This window comes from Rhabdochromatium marinum (assembly GCF_016583795.1).
GTDB classification, from domain to species: domain Bacteria; phylum Pseudomonadota; class Gammaproteobacteria; order Chromatiales; family Chromatiaceae; genus Rhabdochromatium; species Rhabdochromatium marinum.
On record NZ_NRRS01000032.1, the window covers coordinates 1 to 19096 of the forward strand.

Here is a 19096-nt window from a genome sequence, read left to right on the forward strand (position 1 = left end):
GAGGTGTCGTTTGAGGGTGAGAACAAGCCGGGCGTACCACAGCGCTTCTTTGTCGCGAGGTGTTCGCGTGCCGGTTGATTTTCAACGGCGGATCGGGGCCATCGCAACCGCTCGCCACAGAGGTCAGTGGGAATTGCTGTCAAGTCCGTTGAAGACAGGCACATGCTGATTGAGTCCTCTATACTGGCTAGCGCATGCGGCTCGAAGAGTCAACTACCCCGCCCTGAAGGGCGGAGCTTGTGAAGACAAGCTCGGTTGACCAGGGAAAGCGGTGAAAATCCGCTGCGTTTGCAACAGGTCGTCAAGACTCACCGGCGGATGCTTCCTCAGTCCGCCGCTCTGAAAGATCAGGATCATGCTGGCGAAAGGTAAAGCGCCGAAGGTTCTGATCGCCGCGCAAGCGGGAGCCGGTTGCAGACTTTCCCGAGGGGAGCGCGCCGCGAGGCGCCGTCACCAGGCCCGTAAGGGCAGGAATTAAACATGGCTGTCTTTGTTCTCGACAAACAGAAAAACCCGCTGATGCCGTGCACGGAGAAGCGCGCTCGGCTGTTACTCCAGCGTGGGCGGGCAGTGGTGGTGCGGATGTCCCCCTTCACCATCCGGCTCAAGGATCGCATCGGCGGTGAAACTCAGCCACTGCGTCTGTCGCTCGATCCGGGGAGCAAGACGACAGGAATCGCCGTGGTGCGCGAGGTCGAGCGCATCGACCCCGACACGGGCGAGGTACGCCGTGAGGCGCAGGTGCTGTGGTTGGCCGAACTGACCCACCGTGGTGCCCAGATCCGTGAGCGATTGACCGCGCGCCGCGCCTTTCGTCGCCGTCGGCGCACAGCGAATCTGCGCTATCGCGCCCCGCGCTTTCATAATCGCACCAGACCCAATGGCTGGCTCGCCCCGAGTCTGCGCCATCGATTGGACACCACGCTGAGCTGGGTGAATCGTCTCCAACGTCTCGCACCCATCACCCACCTCAGCCAAGAGCTGGTGCGGTTTGATACTCAGGCACTCCAGAACCCTGAAATCAGCGGTGTGGCGTATCAGCAGGGCGAACTCGCCGGCTACGAAGTGCGTGAATATCTGTTGGAAAAATGGCATCGCACCTGCGCCTATTGCGGCGTACAGCACGTCCCGCTGGAAATTGAGCACATTCAACCCAGAAGCCGAGGCGGCTCGAATCGGGTTTCGAATCTCACGCTCGCCTGTCGCACCTGCAATCAGTGTAAGGGGAATCAGCCGATTGCGGTGTTTCTGGCTCATCAGCCCGAGCGGTTGCGCCACATTCAGGCTCAAGCCAAGGCACCATTGCGCGATGCCGCTGTGGTCAATACCACGCGCTGGGCGCTGTTTGAACAGCTTAAGGCCACCGGCTTACCCGTGACCACGGGGTCAGGCGGCCAGACCAAATACAACCGTCAGCGCCTCGGTATTCCCAAGACCCATGCGCTTGATGCCGCCTGTGTCGGTCAACTCACCGCGCTCCATGGCTGGAATATCCCGACGCTCGCCATCAAGGCCACCGGGCGCGGCTGTTACCAGCGCACCCGCCTGAATCGCTTCGGCTTCCCGCGTGGTTATCTACTGCGTGAGAAGCGCGTTAAAGGATTCCAGACCGGAGATCGGGTCCGTGCCGAGGTGCCAAAGGGCAAGAAAGCCGGAACCCATCTCGGGCGCGTGGCCGTGCGTGCCTCAGGGAGCTTCAACATCCAGACCGCAACAGGTCTGGTCCAAGGGATTTCACACCGCCATTGCCGAGTGCTGCAACGCGCCGACGGCTATGGCTACGCATTCACCCCAACCCAAACGGAGGCCGCGAGACCGGTGGGTTAACCGCGCTGCGCGCGGTGCACTTTGCCTCCCCGCCCTGAAGGGCGGGGTTTCTCGCGCAAGACTGATGATGCCTGATTCTAGCCTTGAAGCCTTCCACCTCTATTTCATTAATCCCTCGCACTACGGCGAGGACGGTTACGTCATCTATTGGGAATTTCCGCCGCTGCCCAGCAATACCCTGGCCTGCCTCAACGGCTTGGCCCAGGATTGCGCGCGGCGCCAGGTGTTGGGGGAGCGGGTGCGCATCGAGATCCAGGTGCTCGATGAGAGCGCCGGTCCTCTGCCACTGGCCGAGATCATGGCGCGCATCCGTTCAGGCCGTGGGCTGGTCGGGCTGAGCGGCGTGCAAACCCATCAGTACCCCCGCGCGCTGGATCTGGCGCGGCAGTTGCGCCGGGAGGGAATCCCGGTGTGCATCGGTGGCTTTCACGTCAGCGGAATCCTTGCGATGTTCGAGCGCCCCTCGCCCGAGCTGCAAGAAGCGTTGGATCTGGGCGTCAGCTTTTTTCGCGGTGAGGCGGAGGGCGGGCGATTCGATCAACTGCTGCGCGACGCCTATGCCGCGACCCCGCACCCGATCTATCCGCCTCCGCCTCAGGCGCCAGAGCTGGAAGGGGAGCCTGGACCAACGCTTCCCAATGAGGTGCTGGCGCGAACTCGCCGTGTTGGCCCTCTGGATGTGGGGCGCGGTTGTCCCTTCACTTGCAGCTTCTGCACCATCATCAACGTCCACGGTCGAGGTGGACGGCAGCGCCGGCCGCAGGAGGTCATCGCCACCCTGCGCACCTATCTTCGGCAAGGGGTGCGGTTTTTTCAGGTAACCGATGACAACTTCGCGCGCCTCGCCAATTGGCGCGAGGTGTTGACTGCCATCGCGGAATTGCGCGAGGAAGACCAGTGGGATTTCGGTCTGCTCATCCAGGTCGATGCATCCAGCTACCGCCGCAAGGCATTTGTGCCGCTGTGTGCTCGTGCTGGGGTGAAATTTGTTTTCATCGGCGTGGAGTCGGTGAACGAGGAGAAACTGCGTCAGATCGATAAGCCGCAGAATCAGGTGAGACAGTATCCCGAGATGCTCCGTGCCTGGCGCAACGCAGGTATTCATGTCCAAGTAGGCTATATTCTGGGCTTCGCTGAGGACGATCCTGTCTCCATGGCCCGGGATGTTGCTTACCTTTTGGATGAGGTCGGCTTCGACGATGTGATGTTCTTTAACTTGACGCCTTTGCCGGGCTCGGTGGACCACCGCGAGAGGGTCATGAGCGGGGAATGGATGGATTCCGACCTGAACCGCTACGACCTGCACCATCCAGTCACACGCGGTCGGCACATGAGCCTGAGCCAATGGCGTCATGCCTACCGGCACGCCTGGGGAGCGCTACTCGATTACCGGCGCATCCCCCGTTACCTGCGCCAAGCCGCCGCCGATGGGCTGGATACCCGGCTGGTCTTCTCACGGATGGTGGGGTACCGCTTGGCGGTCTTCTTTCATGACCTTCATCCCATCGAGTACGGCCAGGGTCGGCTCAGGTTTCGCGAGCAGCGACGCCCAACCCGACCGACGGAGTCGGTCTGGCGTTTCAGGGCGCGGATCTGGCTGGAGGAAACCGGGGAGTGGATCTACACCCGTTATCTGCACTGGCGCGTCGGCCGCATTTACCGCAAGGTCACCGGCTGCGCGCCGCCGCCGCTCCCCCAACGAAGGAGTGAAGGATGAGGATCTCCATCCATGGATCGCGATTTGATGCGCTCAAGCACCTTCCCATGCAGTTAGGCGTAGCCCGCATGAGTGCCACTCAGTGCACAAAACCTGGCTGATGTCTTGCCTCCGGCCGACTGGGATTCTCTGCAAAGGACTGGAGCAAGGTAGTCAGATCCACGGCTCGTCGCTCAAGGTCGGCGAAGCGGCGGATGGTGATCCCATCGACCGGGTCCACCACCTCAATGCCGGTCAGAAAACCGGATAATTGCGCGGACTGCCCGAGAGAGACGGGCATTGCGTGAGTCTCCGGAAAGGCGACATGCGCAAAGCCGGTGTCGGTTTCATCCCGATGGCAGCCATTGCAAGTATTGAGCGCAAAAAGATGACGCGCTTCATTATCCGCGATCCCGGCCGCGCTCCAAGGCAGATCCACGGCAGTCTCCGTCACTGGATTGACGGTGAAGGTCCGGGTTGGCAGTGCGGCAATGGTGGCACTATTGAAGGGGCCTGACTGGCTACTGCCGCCAAACCAGGTCGATGGCAGCTCGAAACGGTTCTCGAACAGCGCGGTCTGATTGGCATTGATCAGCGCCGCGAATTCGGGCGTGCCGTTAACAGCCAGGGTATCAGGCGTCAGCGCGACCGCATGCGGGCGCAACAGACCACTGCGGTGGTCGAGAACGAATTCGCGCAATTCCCAGGGGGCCGCCAGGGCAATTTCATTGGTGCGAACTTGGTTGAGCGCCGAGGCATTTGGACGCCCAGGGCCGCGTCCGGCATCGGTAAAGTCCCGCGTGATGCGCTCCAGATGCTGATTGTAATCCTCGCTACCGATTTCCCAACGGCTGAGTTCGGACCAATCTCGCGCCCAGCGCTCCAGTTCAGCCATGGTGTCAGCGAGCAGGGCGTACTCAAGAATGACCAGGAAGCCACCCGTTGCCGGACCAGCAACCGGCGGCAGTGGCTGCCCGGTTGCGTCGAGCACGCCGAAAACGAAGCGGCCCTCTCCCGCCTGGGTCACATGCTCACCGTCATGGTCGCGCAAGTCCATGCGGTTGACGATGGCGAGCAGTTTGAAAGGGGCTTGACTCAGGTCCAGGCGATTACCGCCACTCACCGCCAGCCAGGGATCGATGACTCGCTCGCGCATGGCGGGTCGGGCCATGACCTGATGCGTATTGATGGTCTGCTCCGTCTCCCACTGTTCGAGCCAGCGTAGCACGAACTCGGCTGCATCATGGCCGCCAGCCATCTGTTCCATTAAATAGCGGAAGGTCCAAACGCCAGGATCTGGACCCGTTGGATCCGTACGTACAGGGTCTTCGATCACCCTCAGATCCGTAATCATCAAACTATGTTCGATCGAGAGATCACTTGGTGGCAAAGGCGGGCCGTTGCGATGACGATCATCCGATCCGGATGACTGGGCGATGACGATTGTGCTACTCAGACTGATCGCTAGGGCACTGACGAATATGAAGGGTTTCATGCGGGTCTCCTTGGGGGCGTTTATATTTTGCTTTGATCAATTGAAACCGTCTGTTCAGCGGCTGCCAAGACGCTGCAACTTGCAATTCGCTGCACCTTCATTTACCCATAATTCTCGTGTCGAAAAAGTGGAGTAAATGTGAATTTTTGATCGCCCCGAAATGGCCCACGTCACGGGCTAAACTTCCCGCGTGATAACCAGGTAAGATAGTTCCGTTTCCCCAAAGAACCTGGCCATGAGCAAGCAATTCATCCCCATTGAGCGAAAAGAATCGTTTTTGGTTCCTGTGCAGATGGCTGGATCAAGACACCAGGCCGGTTTCCGCGCCGAACAGCCGCTGAGATCGGAGCTGTGATGGACATTCGGCGATCAGCGCTCTACCAGCTTTTCATCAAGGAGGGTAAGACGACTTGGGCGCGGATCCTCTTCGCGACGGTGGTCGCGGGTCTGATTCAGGGGGGAATCGTCGTGGTCATCAACCTGGCAGCCATGGCCATGCCGAGCGGTGGCCTCAATCTGCGCTACCTGGTGATGTTTCTGGCTTTGCTGGGCGCCTACGCCTTGGCCAGCCAATACGCTGTCTCACGGACCATCGCCCTCACCGAGGGCACCATCCTCGCTACCTATATCGGCATCGCCGACAAGCTGCGTCACGTCGGTCTGCTGGCCTTCGAGCGGCTTGGCAAGGGGCACATCTACGCCAGCTTGCACACCAACACCGACATCATCCTGGAAACCTCCAAGGGGTTGGCGAACGTCGGGGCCGCCTGTGTCATGATCCTCTTCAGCGCGCTCTACATCGCCTCGATCTCCGAGGTCGCAATCGCCACCGTGGTGGTCTTCTACCTCTTCGGGGTCTACGTCTACCAGGCCAACCTGGGCAACATGCGCGTACTGCTCAAAACAAGCGAGCAACGCGAGCGTCGATTCAATGCGTTGTTCAAGTATTTCCTGGAGGGATTCAAGGAGATCAAGGTCAATCATCCCAAGGGAGCCGACCTGTTCGATCATCACATCCACCCTGCCGGTCAGGAGGCCAGGGAGTGCCGCGTCGAGGCCGAGCGGCGCCTCACCACCAACAGCGTCTTCATTCAGTCCTTCTATTACATGCTGGTCGCCGCCATGATTTTCCTGCTACCGCGCCTCGGCGGCATGAGCGACCTTGAGGTTTTGCAGGTTGCGGCGGTGGTGCTCTTCTCCTATGGATCCATGACTCGCATCGTTCAGGCCATTCCGCTTATCCTCAAGGCGGAGAAGGCGGTGGGGGCGCTGCACGCTCTGGAGCAGGCGTTGGAAAGTGCCCGCGAGCCCGCTCAGCCCTACAGCGGTCGCTTCGACCATCGGCCGCTGGCGGAGCGGGCGATCCATCTGCGCGAGGCGAGCTTCAACTACCCATTCGACGGTCAAGACGCCGGTTTTAACCTGGGGCCAGTGTCACTCACCATCCAGCCCGGCGAGCTTTTGTTGATCGTCGGCGGCAACGGCACCGGCAAGACCACGCTACTCAAGCTTCTGGCGGGTCTTTATCCGCCCCAGAGCGGACAATTGCTGCTGGGTGAGCAGCCCATCGACGACAGCAACGCCAACGACTATCGCAACCTCTTTGCGGTGGTGTTCCCCGACTATTATCTGTTCGAGCGCTTCTACGGCCATCCCGAGGTTGACGATGAGCGCCTGCGCCAGGCGTTGCAGGACATGGGCCTGGCCGAGCGGGTGAGCTGGACGCCGGAGGGTTTCGGTGACCTGAATCTATCCGCCGGGCAAAGCAAGCGGCTGGCCCTGGTGTGCGCCGAGATGGAAGCGCGCCCGGTGCTGCTACTGGACGAAGTGGCGGCCGATCTCGACCCGGCCTTTCGCCGTTTCTTTTACGAAACCCATTTGCCAGCGCTCAAGGCGTCCGGCAAGACCATCATCGCCGTCTCCCACGACGACAAATACTTTCATCTGGCGGACCGCGTCATCACGCTCGACGGCGGTCGCATTGTCGCCTGAAGGACTTCAGGATATTTCCATGAAACTCACGAGTCTGTTCAAGCAACACCAGGTAAAGCTCGTCTCCGTGCTCTTTGCCACGATTTTTCTGGTCGCCTACCTGGCACCCTCGATTTTTGTCTACATCTATCCCGGCCAAGCGGGTTTGCTGTTTCGCGCCCTGGCCGATGAGCACCTGTCAGAGCAGACCTTCCACGAGGGTCTCTACGTGGTGGCGCCCTGGAACAAGATGTACATCTACGATGTGACCAAGCAGAAGCACATCGTCAAGATGGAGGCACTGACCAACAATGGCCTGTTTGTGAAATTGGATGTCGATGCCATTTTTCACCCCGACCCCGGCAGGCTCAAGGAACTGGCCACCCACATCGGAGCCGACTACGCGGATAAGGTTCTGATCCCCGTGGTCCAGTCCTCGGTTCGCCAGGTCATCGGCGGTTACACGCCGGAGGAACTCTACACCACGGCTCGCGACAGCCTGCACGCCGCGATCCTCACCGCGACCCAGCAGGCGATCGCGGGCCTGCCATTCCTCATTGAAGACATCATCATCGAACGGCTGGAATTGCCTCAGACCATCAACGCCGCCATCGAGAAAAAACTGCGCTTGCAGCAGGATGCCCTGTCCTACCAATACCTTCTCGCCAAGCAGGCTGACGAGTCCAAGCGCTTGAAGATCGAGGCTGAGGGGATCGACGAATACCAGCGGATCGTTGCCGACAATCTCACCCCCGAGCTACTCCAGTGGCTCCAGATTCGGGCGCTGCACGAACTCGCTCAGTCCGACAATAGCAAGATCATCGTCATCGGCGACTCGGACACCTTGCCACTTGTATTGGACGGTGCTGCAGGCCGATAGCCGCAACGAATCCGAGCAAGCGCCAGATTGATCTTTTAGGTGATTTCCGGGATTTGGCAAGTTCTGTGTGGCATCACATGCCCTGGGTCGGCTGATGCTTGCAGCAGGTGAGCGAATTGTTGAGCCAGGTTTGGTCGCTCAAGCAGCATGCGTAGACTGCGCTTGCGGGCATTTTTGATCAGAGTGGAAAGGGCGAAATAAGCCTTGGCGTTGTCGCTGGACAACACGAATGGCGGTTTGCCGTGGCGTGCCAGCAGATAGCTCATCACCAGGGTACCGGTGCGGTGGTTGCCTTCCAGGTAAAGCTGCGGCTGGCTCAGGATCTGGATGTACATCTGCGCGGCTTGATGCCATACGCTGTGCTTGCCAAGCGACTGATAGCAGCTGCTCAACTCACCAATGCCGCCAGCGCCCAGTGCATAAAAGTGCTCCTCGGTGGCCTGGAGCGCATTGCGGGCCGCTGCATTCATGGGTGTGGTTGCGCCCCACAACACCACAGCATTGAGCCTGAGCAGCTGTGCCGATTCGCCGAGCCTGAACACCTGGGTTCCATTCGCGAGCCATTGATCAACCAATCGATAACCGGCCAACAGCTGTTCCAGCACCTGATCACTCATCGGATCTCTGGGACTGGACAGCGTAAGGTTGATGCGATTGAACTGAGCCTGAACCTGCTGGAGTGATTGTGCGATGGCTGGCAGATTCAGCCGCGCGCTGCTCTGTTCAAGTGCGCACATTTCGTTTAAAATTGAGTGTCGAGGTCAGCTGAATTCGCCGGCGATATACTCGCGGGTGAGCTTCTCGCGCGGGTCTGCAAAGATCTGCTGGGTATCGCCCATTTCGACCAAATAGCCGGTGCGTCCGCCCTCGGAGATGTCCACTGAAAAGAAGGCCGTAGTGTCCGCCACGCGCGTGGCCTGCTGCATGTTGTGCGTCACCAGGGCGACGGTATAGTTTTCCTTCAGCTCCAGCATCAGCTCCTCGACCTGCCGGGTGGCGATGGGATCGAGCGCGGAGCAGGGTTCATCCATCAAGAGCACATCGGGTTCGGTGGCCACAGCTCGCGCAATGCACAGGCGCTGCTGCTGGCCGCCGGACAGCGACAGACCGCTGTTTTTCAGCTTGTCTTTCACTTCGTTCCAGAGCGCGGCGCTACGCAGAGCTTTTTCCACCCGCTCGTTCATGTCGCCTTTGAAGCGATTCAGCCGCAGGCCAAAGGCGACATTGTCGTAGATGCTCATGGAGAAGGGATTGGGTTGCTGGAACACCATGCCGATGTAGCGGCGCACCAGCACCGGATCGATGCTTTTGTCGTAGATGTCCTGGCCGTGATAGGTGACCGTGCCCTCAAAGCGAAACACGGGAATCAAGTCATTCATCCGGTTCAGACTGCGCAGCACCGTGGATTTGCCACAGCCAGATGGGCCGATAAAGCCGGTGATCTTGTTCTTCTCGATGGGCACCAGGCTGTCGCGCACGGCGAGGAAATCGCCATAGAAGATTTTGTTCAACCGGCAGTCCATCACGGTCTGTTGGGGATCAACGTGCCAAGCCGCCGCCGCCGTGATGGAGTCCGGGGTTGAGGTGCGGCTTTGGTGATCATCCCGATCAGTATCCATTTGGGTCTCCCTATTGGTGTCCATGTTCCTGTTTCTTTCCAATAATGTGCTTTCAATCAGGCCGGCCTCTGCGGTCGCATTCATCACTTCAGTCCCTCAAATGTTGTCAGTCAGAATTTCTGCCGGCCCAAGACACGGGCAAGGATGTTAAACACCAGAATAATGAGCACCAATACCAGAGATGCCGCCCAGGCCAGCTCGATTTGGTTGTCGTAGGGCATGCCGGAGAAGTTGTAGATCAGGATCGATAGCGAGGCCGTTGGTTGCCCCAGTCCCTCCAGGCCGTTGACGTAATAGGTGCTGAACAGGGCGGTGAACAACAGCGGTGCCGACTCCCCGGCTGCACCGGCGACTGCCAGTAGCACTCCGGTGATCACCCCGGGCAGGCCGGTGGGCAGAGTCACAGCCGCCACCACCTGCGCGCGGGTGCAGCCCATGCCGTAAGCGGCATCCTTCATTTTTTGCGGTACCTGCTTGAGTGTTTCTTCGGCGGTCAGGATGATGGTTGGCAGCATTAACACCGCCAGCGCGATGCCACCAGCCCAGGCGGAGTAGGTTTTCATGCTGACGACCAGCACGGCATATACGAAAACGCCAGCCAGGATGGACGGGAAGCCGGTGAGCACCTTGGCCAGGAAGCGCGCCGTTTCGGCCAGTTTGCTGTGGGGCGCGACTTCTGCCAGGTAAATCGCCGCCAGGATGCCGATGGGAATACTGATCGCCGAGCCGATACCGACCATGATGGCGGTGCCGACAATGGCCGGGCCGATGCCGCCGCCGAACTCGAAGGCCGCTGGCGGCAGCGCGGTCAGAGTCTCCCAGTTGATGCGTGCGCCGCCTTTGGCGATCAGCATGTAGAGCACCGAAAACAGTGGCAAGGAGGCCAAAATGGCCAGGCCCCAGGTGATTCCGGTGTAAATACGGCTTTTCAGGCTGCGCCCTTCGAGCAGCGAGCCTTGCAGTGGTTTCATTGAGGCCAGATCCTGCTCCAGCAGGGCCTCGCTGGCGACACGGGTCATGCTTTTCCCTCAAATTTGCGCGTGGCGGCCTTCATCACCCACAGGCCCACCACATTAACAATCAGTGTGATGGCGAGCAGCGCCAGGGCGGCGAACATCAGTGCCTGCACCTCGACTGGGCCGGCTTCCGGAAAGCTGGACGCCAGCAGCGAGGCCAGGGTGTTAGCGGGTGCGAACAGCGACAGACTGATTTGATTGGAGTTGCCGATCAGCATCGCCAGCGCCATGGTCTCCCCGAGCGCGCGTCCAAAGCCCAGCACCAGGGCCGCCAGGATGCCGCTGGAAGCGGTCGGCAGCATCACTTTTAGGATCGCCTCCCAGCGCGTGGTACCCATGCCGTAGGCGGCTTCTTTCACCTTATAGGGCACACGACGGAAGGCATCGACCGAGATCGCTGCTACTGTGGGCAGGATCATTACGGCCAGTACCAGCGCGGCTGGTGCCATACCTGGGCCGGCTAGGTCGGTGCCGAACAATGGCAACCAGCCGAAGCTGTCATGCAACCACTCGGCGGCGGGGCGAATCAGCGGAATCAGCACATAGATACCCCACAGGCCATAGACCACCGAGGGAATGGCGGCGAGCATCTCGACGATGGTGCGAAACACATTCGACAGGCGATGATCGAGAAAATCCTGGGTCAGGAAAATGGCGATGGCCACGCCGAAGAGTCCGCCCAGGAACAAGGCCAGCAGGGAGCTGTAGAGTGTGCCCCAGATCTCCGGCAAAATGCCAAATACCTGATCCTGCACATTCCATTCGGTCCCGATCAGAAAGCCGGGACCAAAGTTCAGCATGGCCGGCAGCGCCTGACGGCCAAGCTCAAAAATAATGTAGGCCACCAGCAGCAGGATGACCGCAGCGGCGCCTTTTACGATCATGCGCAGCGCACGGTCGATGGCGTAGTCACTGGCCGAGGGTGGTCCCGAGCATTGGGTGACAATGTGAGCAAAGGGATTGGAAGCCATGGTTATGGTTGCAGAGTCCGGGAGACGAAAGGGGATGCGGGCCACGCCGGATGATTCACCGGGCGGCCCGCGCGTCAGGCGTCCTTACTTGGAGTCACCAACCAGCTTGAGGGCATCTTCAACCTTGGCTTTGACGTTCTCCGGCAGCGGGATGTAGCCCATCTTGGGAGCATCCTTCTGGCCTTTGTTCAAACCGTATTCGATGAACTCGCGCAACACCTGGGCTTTTTCCTCATCCTGGTGCTGATACATCAGCATCCAGGTGAAGGTGGCGATCGGATAGGCGGCCTCACCGGTCGGGTCGCAGACCCAGACGCGCAGATCCGGGGTTCCCGCATAACCGGGCAGGTCGCCGCTCGGGAACTCCGCTGAGGCCAAGGCCGCTTGACCGGACGCTTCGCCTGGTTTGACGAATTCACCGGCTTTATTTTGCAAGCTGGCCATGGGTTGACCCGTCGCCTCAGCGTAGCCGTACTCAATGTAGCCAATGGCCCCCGGGGTCTGCTTGATCATGGCCGCAACACCGTCATTCTTGGGGGCGCCGACAAAGCTTTTCGGCCAGTTGACACTTTTGCCATGGCCGACTTCTTGCTTGAATTCGTCACTCGCGCAGGCCAGATGACCGGTAAACACATAGGTTGTGCCTGATGAGTCAGAACGACGCACCACCGTGATGTCATCATCAGGGAAGTCAATTCCGGGGTTGGCCTGTTGCAGGCGCTCATCCCGCCAAGTGGTCAGCTTGCCGAGGAAAATGTCCTGCATCACATCGCGCGGCAACTTCAGCTCCGGGTTGCCCGGCAGGTTGTAAGACAGCACCACCTCGCCGGCGGTCATGGGCAGCAGCACCACGCCCTTGTCAGTGGGAACCTTGGCGATTTCCTCATCATTCATCGCCGCATCCGAGGCGGCGAAATCCACCGTCTCAGCGAGAAAGGCGCGAATCCCGGCCCCGGAACCGACCGCCTGATACTGAAGTTGGATGCCTTTGTGTTTGCGGCTGAAATCCTTGGCCCACTTGGCATACAGCGGGAAAGGGAAGCTCGCTCCCGAGCCGTTCAGCTGAATCTCATCGGCACTGGCAAGGGGCGCGAACGCCAGTGCAGAGAGCGTGCAGGCGGCAAGGGTGCTGCGGGCAACGTTGGCAAAGACCATTCAAGAACCTCCAGAATTGAATCAATACAAATCAGAATGAATATCTAATGTTGCATTATCCAAGTCTGGCTGGTTTTGTTTGTGAATCTTTTATGACAATGGTAAAGATCAAGTTGATCGCTGCATATGCATGCATTGATATTTCGCACCTCGTAACAAAACCGTCATTTAATTGTCATTGTGGCGCGACCATCCCTTCATAATTTCCGCTTATGCTCCCCAGGTTATCAATTTTGATCCATCGTTCATTTATTTGACGGAGAAACCTGATCATGGCGAGCAAACGGCTTCATCGCGCTGTCCTGGCGGCGCTGGCATTTTCCAGTGCGCCTGTAGCACTGGCTGGCACCATCGAATTCACCCCCGCCCCTTTTCCGCTGACAGATACCGAAAAGCGCAGCATCCTGACCTCGGATTCAGCGGTCGTTGACGGTGTGCAGGTACAGCTCGGCTATAACACCATCCTGCGCTCTGGCGATACGGCCGGCAATGGCACCTTCGGTCTACTGCATGACATTGATGGCCATCCGCTGATGGCCGAAGACGGTTCGTCCTATATTTCCAATGACAACGACTTTGCCTCCATCCTGAAGGGTAACGACGGCAAGCTGTACATGGTGTCGCACTTCGAGTCGCGGCCCGGTGCTATGTATCTGACCGAACTGAACCAGAACCGGCAGACCGGGGTGTTGAGCGCCGTTCAGACCCGCCCGCTGGATTTTTCCGCCGTGAGGGGCGGTTGGGTTCACTGTGCCGGCAGTGTCACGCCTTGGGGTACGCACCTGGGGTCTGAGGAATATGAGCCGGATGCCAAGCAGTGGCGCGATGGTGAGATCAGTGACTACAACGCCGCCATGGCGAGTTACTTTGGCGCCACACCCGCTCAAGCCAGCAGCGTCGTGAACCCCTATGACTATGGCTACCCGGTTGAGGTGCAAGTCAGTCACTTCAACGACGCCACTGTTACCAAACACTATGCTATGGGGCGTATGGCGCTTGAGCTCGGCTATGTGATGCCAGACAACAAGACCGTCTATATGTCAGACGATGGCACCAATGTGGGTCTGTTCCGTTTTGTGGCGGATACTGCTGGCGATCTCAGCTCAGGTTCATTGTGGGTGGCGCGTTGGAGCCAAAAAGCCAGTGCCAGCGCTGGTGCCGCCGATCTGGACTGGGTGTATCTCGGTCATGCCAGCAGTGATGAAGTCGCGCAATGGAAGGACGCCTACAGGTTCGCTGACATCTTTGATGAAGCTGATCCGATTATGGATGGCGAGGAAGATACCGGTCGCTGTCCTGCCAGCTTCACCTCCATCAATGCCGGTCATAACGATGGTGATCATCAGTGCTTGAAATTGCGTGATGTTGATGGTGATGGCGTCATCTGGAAGTCGGATTGGAACATCGCCTCGCGGCTGGAAACCCGTCGCTGGGCCGCGATGCAGGGCGGTACGACGGAGTTCCGCAAGATGGAAGGCATTACCCACGATCCTGATCGGAATCTTGTCTATCTGGCCATCTCCGAGACGGATCGCGGCATGCTTGATTTCAACCGGGCTGGCAAAACGCCACCCTATGTCAAATATGACATCGGCGGCCCCAACCACATGAGAATCACCAATGGCAATGCGTGTGGCACGGTTTACGCGCTGCAACTCGATGGAAATTATACGGCGACCCATATCTTTCCGCTGATCTCAGGTACGCCCATGACCACGGATTATGGCGCTGCGGTTGATTCACCCGCTTTCGATGGCGAAAACAAGTGCGACATCAATGGCATTGCCAACCCGGACAACATCACCTATATGCCGGGGTACAACACCCTGATCATTGGTGAGGATACCGGCTCCGGTCACCAAAACGACATGATTTGGGCTTACAACTTTGATTCACACAGCCTGACCCGCATCCAGACCACGCCCTATGGTTCGGAAACCACCTCGCCTTACTTCTATCCCAACATCAATGGCTTCGCCTATCTGATGTCGGTGGTGCAGCATCCCTATGGCGAATCCGACACCGATAAGCTGGAGCAGCCTGCAGAAGCCTTTGCTTATACCGGCCACTTTGTCTTCCCGGCGATGGACAAATAAGCATCGGGCACTCTGAGCGTGCTACCGGGCGCTCGCTGTCACAGCGAGCGTCCACCCGCTAGTTACAACTGCAGGACGACGCCCCCCCATGAATCCAATCGCGCGCCACCGACTGACGGTCTTGATTTCTTTGGGTTGCCTCCTGGCACAAAGCGCCATCAGCGGCGATCTGGATGACCGGGAACTCAGCAACGAAACCCCGCATGTCAATCCACAGTGTTACACCAAAACCGAGGACGCCCAGGGACAAGTGCATAATCCCTGTTTTTCCTGCCACACCAACTCGGTGCGACCGAATTATCTGAACGACAGCGATTTGCAGGAGGCCTATGATTTTCCTGCGCCTGCCGAGCACAATCCCTGGCTCAACCTGTTTAAGGATCGCACCCAGGAGATCGCTGCCATCCGTGACGACGACATGCGCGCCTACCTGCGCGAGAGCAACTATTTCACCACTGACGGCCGGATCCTCCCGGCTGCACGTCTCGCCGAGGTTCCAGCGCACTGGGATTACAACGATGATGGCCAGTGGGACGGCTTTGTCCCCGATGTTTGGTTTAATTTTGATGCCGAAGGCTTCGATTTGGCGCCGGACGGCACTCCAACCGGGTGGCGCGCCTTTGGCTACTATCCCTTTTTGGGCACCTTCTGGCCCACTAACGGCTCCACTGACGATGTGCTGATCCGCCTCGCCGCGCCTTTCCGTACCAATCTGGTCGGTGACTATGATCCCGTGGTGTACAAGACCAATCTGGCCATCGTTGAGTCAGTCATCCGTGAACAAGACATCGCCATCGAACCGGTCGATGAGGCCGCACTCGGTGGCGTTGACCTGAACAAAGACGGCCTGATCGCTACCGCCGACTTGATCAAATACGACTGGGCGCCGCTGGAAGGCCGCTTCATGTCATACGTTGGCCAGGCGCTTGCCGAACAGCGCGCCGGGCGGGTGCATCTGGCCGCGCGCCTCTATCCCGAGGGCAGTGAGTTCTTTCACACCGTGCGCTATATCGATATCAACGAGGCAGACGGTGCCAATCAGTTGGCCGCGCGCATGAAGGAAGTGCGCTACATGAAAAAACTCTACTGGATGACCTATGCCGATCTCGATCAGCGCATGGCGGCCGAACTGAAGGAAAAGCACGACTTCCCTGATCGCATTCGCACCTTCCGCGGCAATATCGAATCCGGTTTGGCCAATGACCAGGGGTGGGTGCTGGCGGCCATGATCGAGGATGCCGAGGGTCAACTACGTCCGCAGACCTATGAAGAACTCGCCTTCTGCGTCGGCTGCCACAGCGGCATCGGCGCCACCACCGATTCCACCTTTGCCTTCCCACGCCGCTTTAGTGCCGACAGCTTCCAAGGTGGCTGGTATCACTGGAGCCAGAAGGGGTTGCGCGGCACCCCCGAGCGGTTGCGCGAAGATGGCCAGGGCGACTATGCCTTTTATTTGGCCACCAATGGTGCTGGGGATGAGTTCCGCGAAAATGCCGAAGTCCGCGCGCGTTTCTTTGACGCCCAAGGTCAGCTCAAACCCGCGATGCTCGATGCCCTGAGCAACGACATCGCTGTGCTGCTTGAGGCCTCACCCGAGCGCGCCATGACTCTGAACAAAGCCTATCGGGTGATTGTGCAGGAGCAGAGCTTTACCCAGGGACGCGATGCCACCGTCACACCTGCGCGCAATGTGCATAGTTTCGTGCCGACCGGCACCCTGACCGGCGTGACCGAGCCAGTGTTAGGTTATTGAGAAGTTCCCATGAATCATCAATTTTCCCGCGCCACGGCAGTACTGACCGGGCTGTGCGTCAGCAGCCTGCTGAACGCTGACACGACTGTTGCTGACCGCGATCTGACCAGCCGTGTGCTGAGCAACGCAACCCCACATATCCCGTCGCAATGCTATACCAAGACGCAGGACAGTCAGGGGCGGGTTGTCAACCCCTGCTACACCTGCCACACCCGCTCCGAGCCGCCGAACTACGTCCAGGATGCCGACCTCCAATTGGCCTATGATTTTCCAGCAGCGGCGGAAGAAAATCCCTGGAAAAATCTTTACATTGACCGCCGCGCCGCGATTCGCACGATCAGCGATGCTGACATCCTGAGCTATATCCGCGCGAGCAATTATGTTGATTCCGCTGGGCGTATCATCCCCGCGCAACGCTTGGCTGAGATACCCACAGCGTGGGACTACAATGGTGATGGACGCTGGGATGGCTGGGTGCCTGATGCCTGGTTCAGATTCGACGACCAGGGCTTTGACCGCTCCCCCACCGGCCATTACAGCGGCTGGCGTGCCTTTGCTTACCCCCCGTTCCCTAGTACCTACTGGCCAACCAATGGCTCAATGGCGGATGCACTCATCCGGCTGCCGGAGGTATTTCGGCGTAATCTGGCTGGTGATTTTGATCTCAGTGTCTATAAGACCAATCTTGCCATCGTCGAGGCGATGATTCGCGAGGCCGACGTGTCCATCGACCCGGTTGACGAACAAGCGCTCGGGGGCGTCGATCTCAACAAAAACGGTCGGCTCGATACGGCCAAGCAGGTGACATACGACTGGGCACCGCGCAACGGACGCTTGATGTGGTATGTCGGCCAGGCCCTGCACGCCCAACTCGATGGCTCACTGCATCTGGCCGCGCAGCTCTATCCGGAAGGCACTGAATTTCTGCAAACGCTGCGCTATGTGGATTTTGACCGACAAGCCGTCAATCATCTGTCGGCGCGCATGAAAGAAATCCGCTACGCGCGCAAGGCTTACTGGATGACCTATGCAGCGCTCGATCTGCAGGCAGCCGAGGACACCAAGGAACAGCACGACTTTCCAGATCGCATTGAGACGATTCGTGGCAACATGGAGTCCGGTGTCAGCAATGGTTCCGGCTGGGTTTATGCTGGGATGATTGAGGGCCGCTCAGGGCAACTGCGACCGCAAACCTACGAGGAACTGGCCCATTGCGTTGGCTGTCACGGTGGCATGGGCGCCAATACCGATGCCAGTCTGGCGTTCCCGCGCAAGCTCGGCGCTGACAGTTACCAGCACGGCTGGTATCACTGGAGCCAGAAAAGCCTCGCCGGTCTGCCGGAGCCAGTGCGCCGCGATGGCGAACCCGAATACGCTTACTACCTCAAGGCCAACCGGGCCGGTGATGAATTTCGCGCCAATCGCGAGGTGATTGCGCACTTTTTCGATGAGCAGGGCGAGCCGATTCCCGCCATGCTTGAGACCCTGAAACGCGACATTGGTGTTTTGCTGTTTGCCTCCAAACCTCGGGCCTTGGCGCTGAACAAAGCCTACAAGCTGATCGTCACGCAGCAGAGCTTTGCTCAGGGGCGCGATGTCACTATCGCCCCGGTCGGTGCCTATGTCTATCCCTGGGTTGAGGATGGCACGCCGACCGGTGTGACTGAACCCTGGCTGGATAAAGCGCCCTGATACCGGCTCTGCCACCTGTTGATCAGGCGGCTTCGGCCAAGGGCGTGGGGTGTTTGGCGGCCTCGCGGCCCAGCACTTCGCGAATCTCGGTCCAGCGCAGCAACTCCATGCGCCCATCGTGATGTTCGACCAGCGCGGTGCAGCTCTCCACCCAGTCGCCGCAGTTGCAGTAATCCACGCCGTCGATGGCACGCATCTCGGCATGGTGGATATGACCGCAGACCATGCCATCAACACGGTGTTTGCGCGCTTCGGTGGCGACGATGTGCTCGAAATTGCCGATGTAATTCACCGCGTTCTTGACCTTGTGCTTCAGAAAGGCGGCCAGGGACCAATAGCGCAGCCCGAGCCGGCGGCGGATGCGGTTCACGGGTTGACTGATGCCAAGGATCAGATCGTATAGCGTGGCGCCAATGTGCGCGAGCCAGGGGCCTTTCTGCACCACTTGGTCGAATTTATCGCCATGCAGTACCAGCAGGCGGCGACCGTCAATGGTGGTATGAACGACTTCATCGCGGATGGCCACGCCGGCAAACTCCTCGCCGAGATGTCCGCGCAGCAGTTCGTCGTGATTGCCCGGAATATAGGTGACCTGAGTGCCATGGCGCGCCTTTTCCAGCACGGCTTGCATCACTTGTTGATGTGGTCCCGGCCAATACAGGCCTTTGCGCAAGGCCCAAAGATCGATGATGTCGCCAACCAGATACAGCTGGCGGCAAGCGGTTGTACGCAGAAAATCCAGTAAAAACTCGGCCTGACAACCATGAAAGCCAAGATGGACATCGGAAATCCAAATCGTGCGATATTTTAACGGTCTTAAGGCTTCAACCTGACTCACGTTGCATTACTCCTCGCAGCATACATTGACTCGGCACTATGGTTACCGAGCTTTGTTGCGATGCTGTTGAGAGGAGGTGAAGGTTGG

The 19096-nt window shown here is 59.0% G+C and carries 14 protein-coding genes; 7 read left to right on the forward strand and 7 right to left on the reverse strand.

What is annotated here, in order from left to right:
- Positions 1-480 precede the first annotated feature (480 nt).
- On the forward strand, positions 481-1827 hold the full coding sequence (gene iscB / locus CKO36_RS10630; RefSeq protein ID WP_200284037.1) for an RNA-guided endonuclease IscB: 1347 nt from the start codon (positions 481-483) through the stop codon (positions 1825-1827).
- 64 nt (positions 1828-1891) lie between these two features.
- Positions 1892-3544, forward strand: a complete 1653-nt coding sequence (locus CKO36_RS10635; RefSeq protein WP_200284038.1) for a B12-binding domain-containing radical SAM protein — start codon at positions 1892-1894, stop codon at positions 3542-3544.
- A gap of 79 nt (positions 3545-3623) precedes the next feature.
- Here CKO36_RS10635 and CKO36_RS10640 read toward each other — a convergent pair whose 3' ends face one another.
- Positions 3624-5018 carry a hypothetical protein gene (locus CKO36_RS10640; protein ID WP_200284039.1) on the reverse strand — a complete coding sequence of 465 codons (1395 nt, stop codon included), beginning with the start codon at positions 5016-5018 and terminating at the stop codon, positions 3624-3626.
- 354 nt (positions 5019-5372) lie between these two features.
- On the opposite strand from CKO36_RS10640, the gene CKO36_RS10645 reads away from it, so the two are divergent.
- Together CKO36_RS10645 and CKO36_RS10650 are read left to right on the forward strand one after the other, a co-directional pair.
- A complete protein-coding gene (locus tag CKO36_RS10645; protein WP_200284040.1) occupies positions 5373-7010 on the forward strand; it encodes a cyclic peptide export ABC transporter in 1638 nt (545 codons plus the stop codon).
- Positions 7011-7029: 19 nt separating this feature from the next.
- Positions 7030-7869: a prohibitin family protein gene (locus CKO36_RS10650; protein ID WP_200284041.1), complete on the forward strand. Its 840-nt coding sequence runs from the start codon at positions 7030-7032 to the stop codon at positions 7867-7869.
- A gap of 35 nt (positions 7870-7904) precedes the next feature.
- Here CKO36_RS10650 and CKO36_RS10655 read toward each other — a convergent pair whose 3' ends face one another.
- From CKO36_RS10655 to pstS, 5 genes are all read right to left on the reverse strand, one after another.
- Positions 7905-8606 carry a hypothetical protein gene (locus CKO36_RS10655; RefSeq protein WP_200284042.1) on the reverse strand — a complete coding sequence of 234 codons (702 nt, stop codon included), beginning with the start codon at positions 8604-8606 and terminating at the stop codon, positions 7905-7907.
- Positions 8607-8630: 24 nt separating this feature from the next.
- The gene (pstB, locus tag CKO36_RS10660; protein ID WP_207161446.1) at positions 8631-9488 is read right to left on the reverse strand and encodes a phosphate ABC transporter ATP-binding protein PstB; all 858 of its coding nucleotides are present in this window, start codon (positions 9486-9488) and stop codon (positions 8631-8633) included.
- A 110-nt stretch (positions 9489-9598) separates the two neighbouring features.
- Positions 9599-10507 carry a phosphate ABC transporter permease PstA gene (gene pstA, locus CKO36_RS10665; protein WP_200284043.1) on the reverse strand — a complete coding sequence of 303 codons (909 nt, stop codon included), beginning with the start codon at positions 10505-10507 and terminating at the stop codon, positions 9599-9601.
- Positions 10504-11475 carry a phosphate ABC transporter permease subunit PstC gene (gene pstC / locus CKO36_RS10670; RefSeq protein WP_200284044.1) on the reverse strand — a complete coding sequence of 324 codons (972 nt, stop codon included), beginning with the start codon at positions 11473-11475 and terminating at the stop codon, positions 10504-10506. Before pstC ends, pstA begins: the two co-directional genes overlap by 4 nt.
- A gap of 84 nt (positions 11476-11559) precedes the next feature.
- Complete coding sequence (pstS, locus tag CKO36_RS10675) at positions 11560-12630, reverse strand: phosphate ABC transporter substrate-binding protein PstS (protein ID WP_200284045.1); 1071 nt, start codon at positions 12628-12630, stop codon at positions 11560-11562.
- A gap of 272 nt (positions 12631-12902) precedes the next feature.
- On the opposite strand from pstS, the gene CKO36_RS10680 reads away from it, so the two are divergent.
- From CKO36_RS10680 to CKO36_RS10690, 3 genes are all read left to right on the forward strand, one after another.
- Complete coding sequence (locus CKO36_RS10680; RefSeq protein ID WP_200284046.1) at positions 12903-14726, forward strand: PhoX family protein; 1824 nt, start codon at positions 12903-12905, stop codon at positions 14724-14726.
- 88 nt (positions 14727-14814) lie between these two features.
- Complete coding sequence (locus CKO36_RS10685) at positions 14815-16479, forward strand: hypothetical protein (RefSeq protein WP_242469531.1); 1665 nt, start codon at positions 14815-14817, stop codon at positions 16477-16479.
- 9 nt (positions 16480-16488) lie between these two features.
- A complete protein-coding gene (locus tag CKO36_RS10690; RefSeq protein WP_200284047.1) occupies positions 16489-18171 on the forward strand; it encodes a hypothetical protein in 1683 nt (560 codons plus the stop codon).
- Positions 18172-18193: 22 nt separating this feature from the next.
- Here the strand turns inward: CKO36_RS10690 and CKO36_RS10695 are convergent, their stop codons facing one another.
- Positions 18194-19009 carry a metallophosphoesterase gene (locus CKO36_RS10695; RefSeq protein WP_200284048.1) on the reverse strand — a complete coding sequence of 272 codons (816 nt, stop codon included), beginning with the start codon at positions 19007-19009 and terminating at the stop codon, positions 18194-18196.
- Positions 19010-19096: the final 87 nt, after the last annotated feature.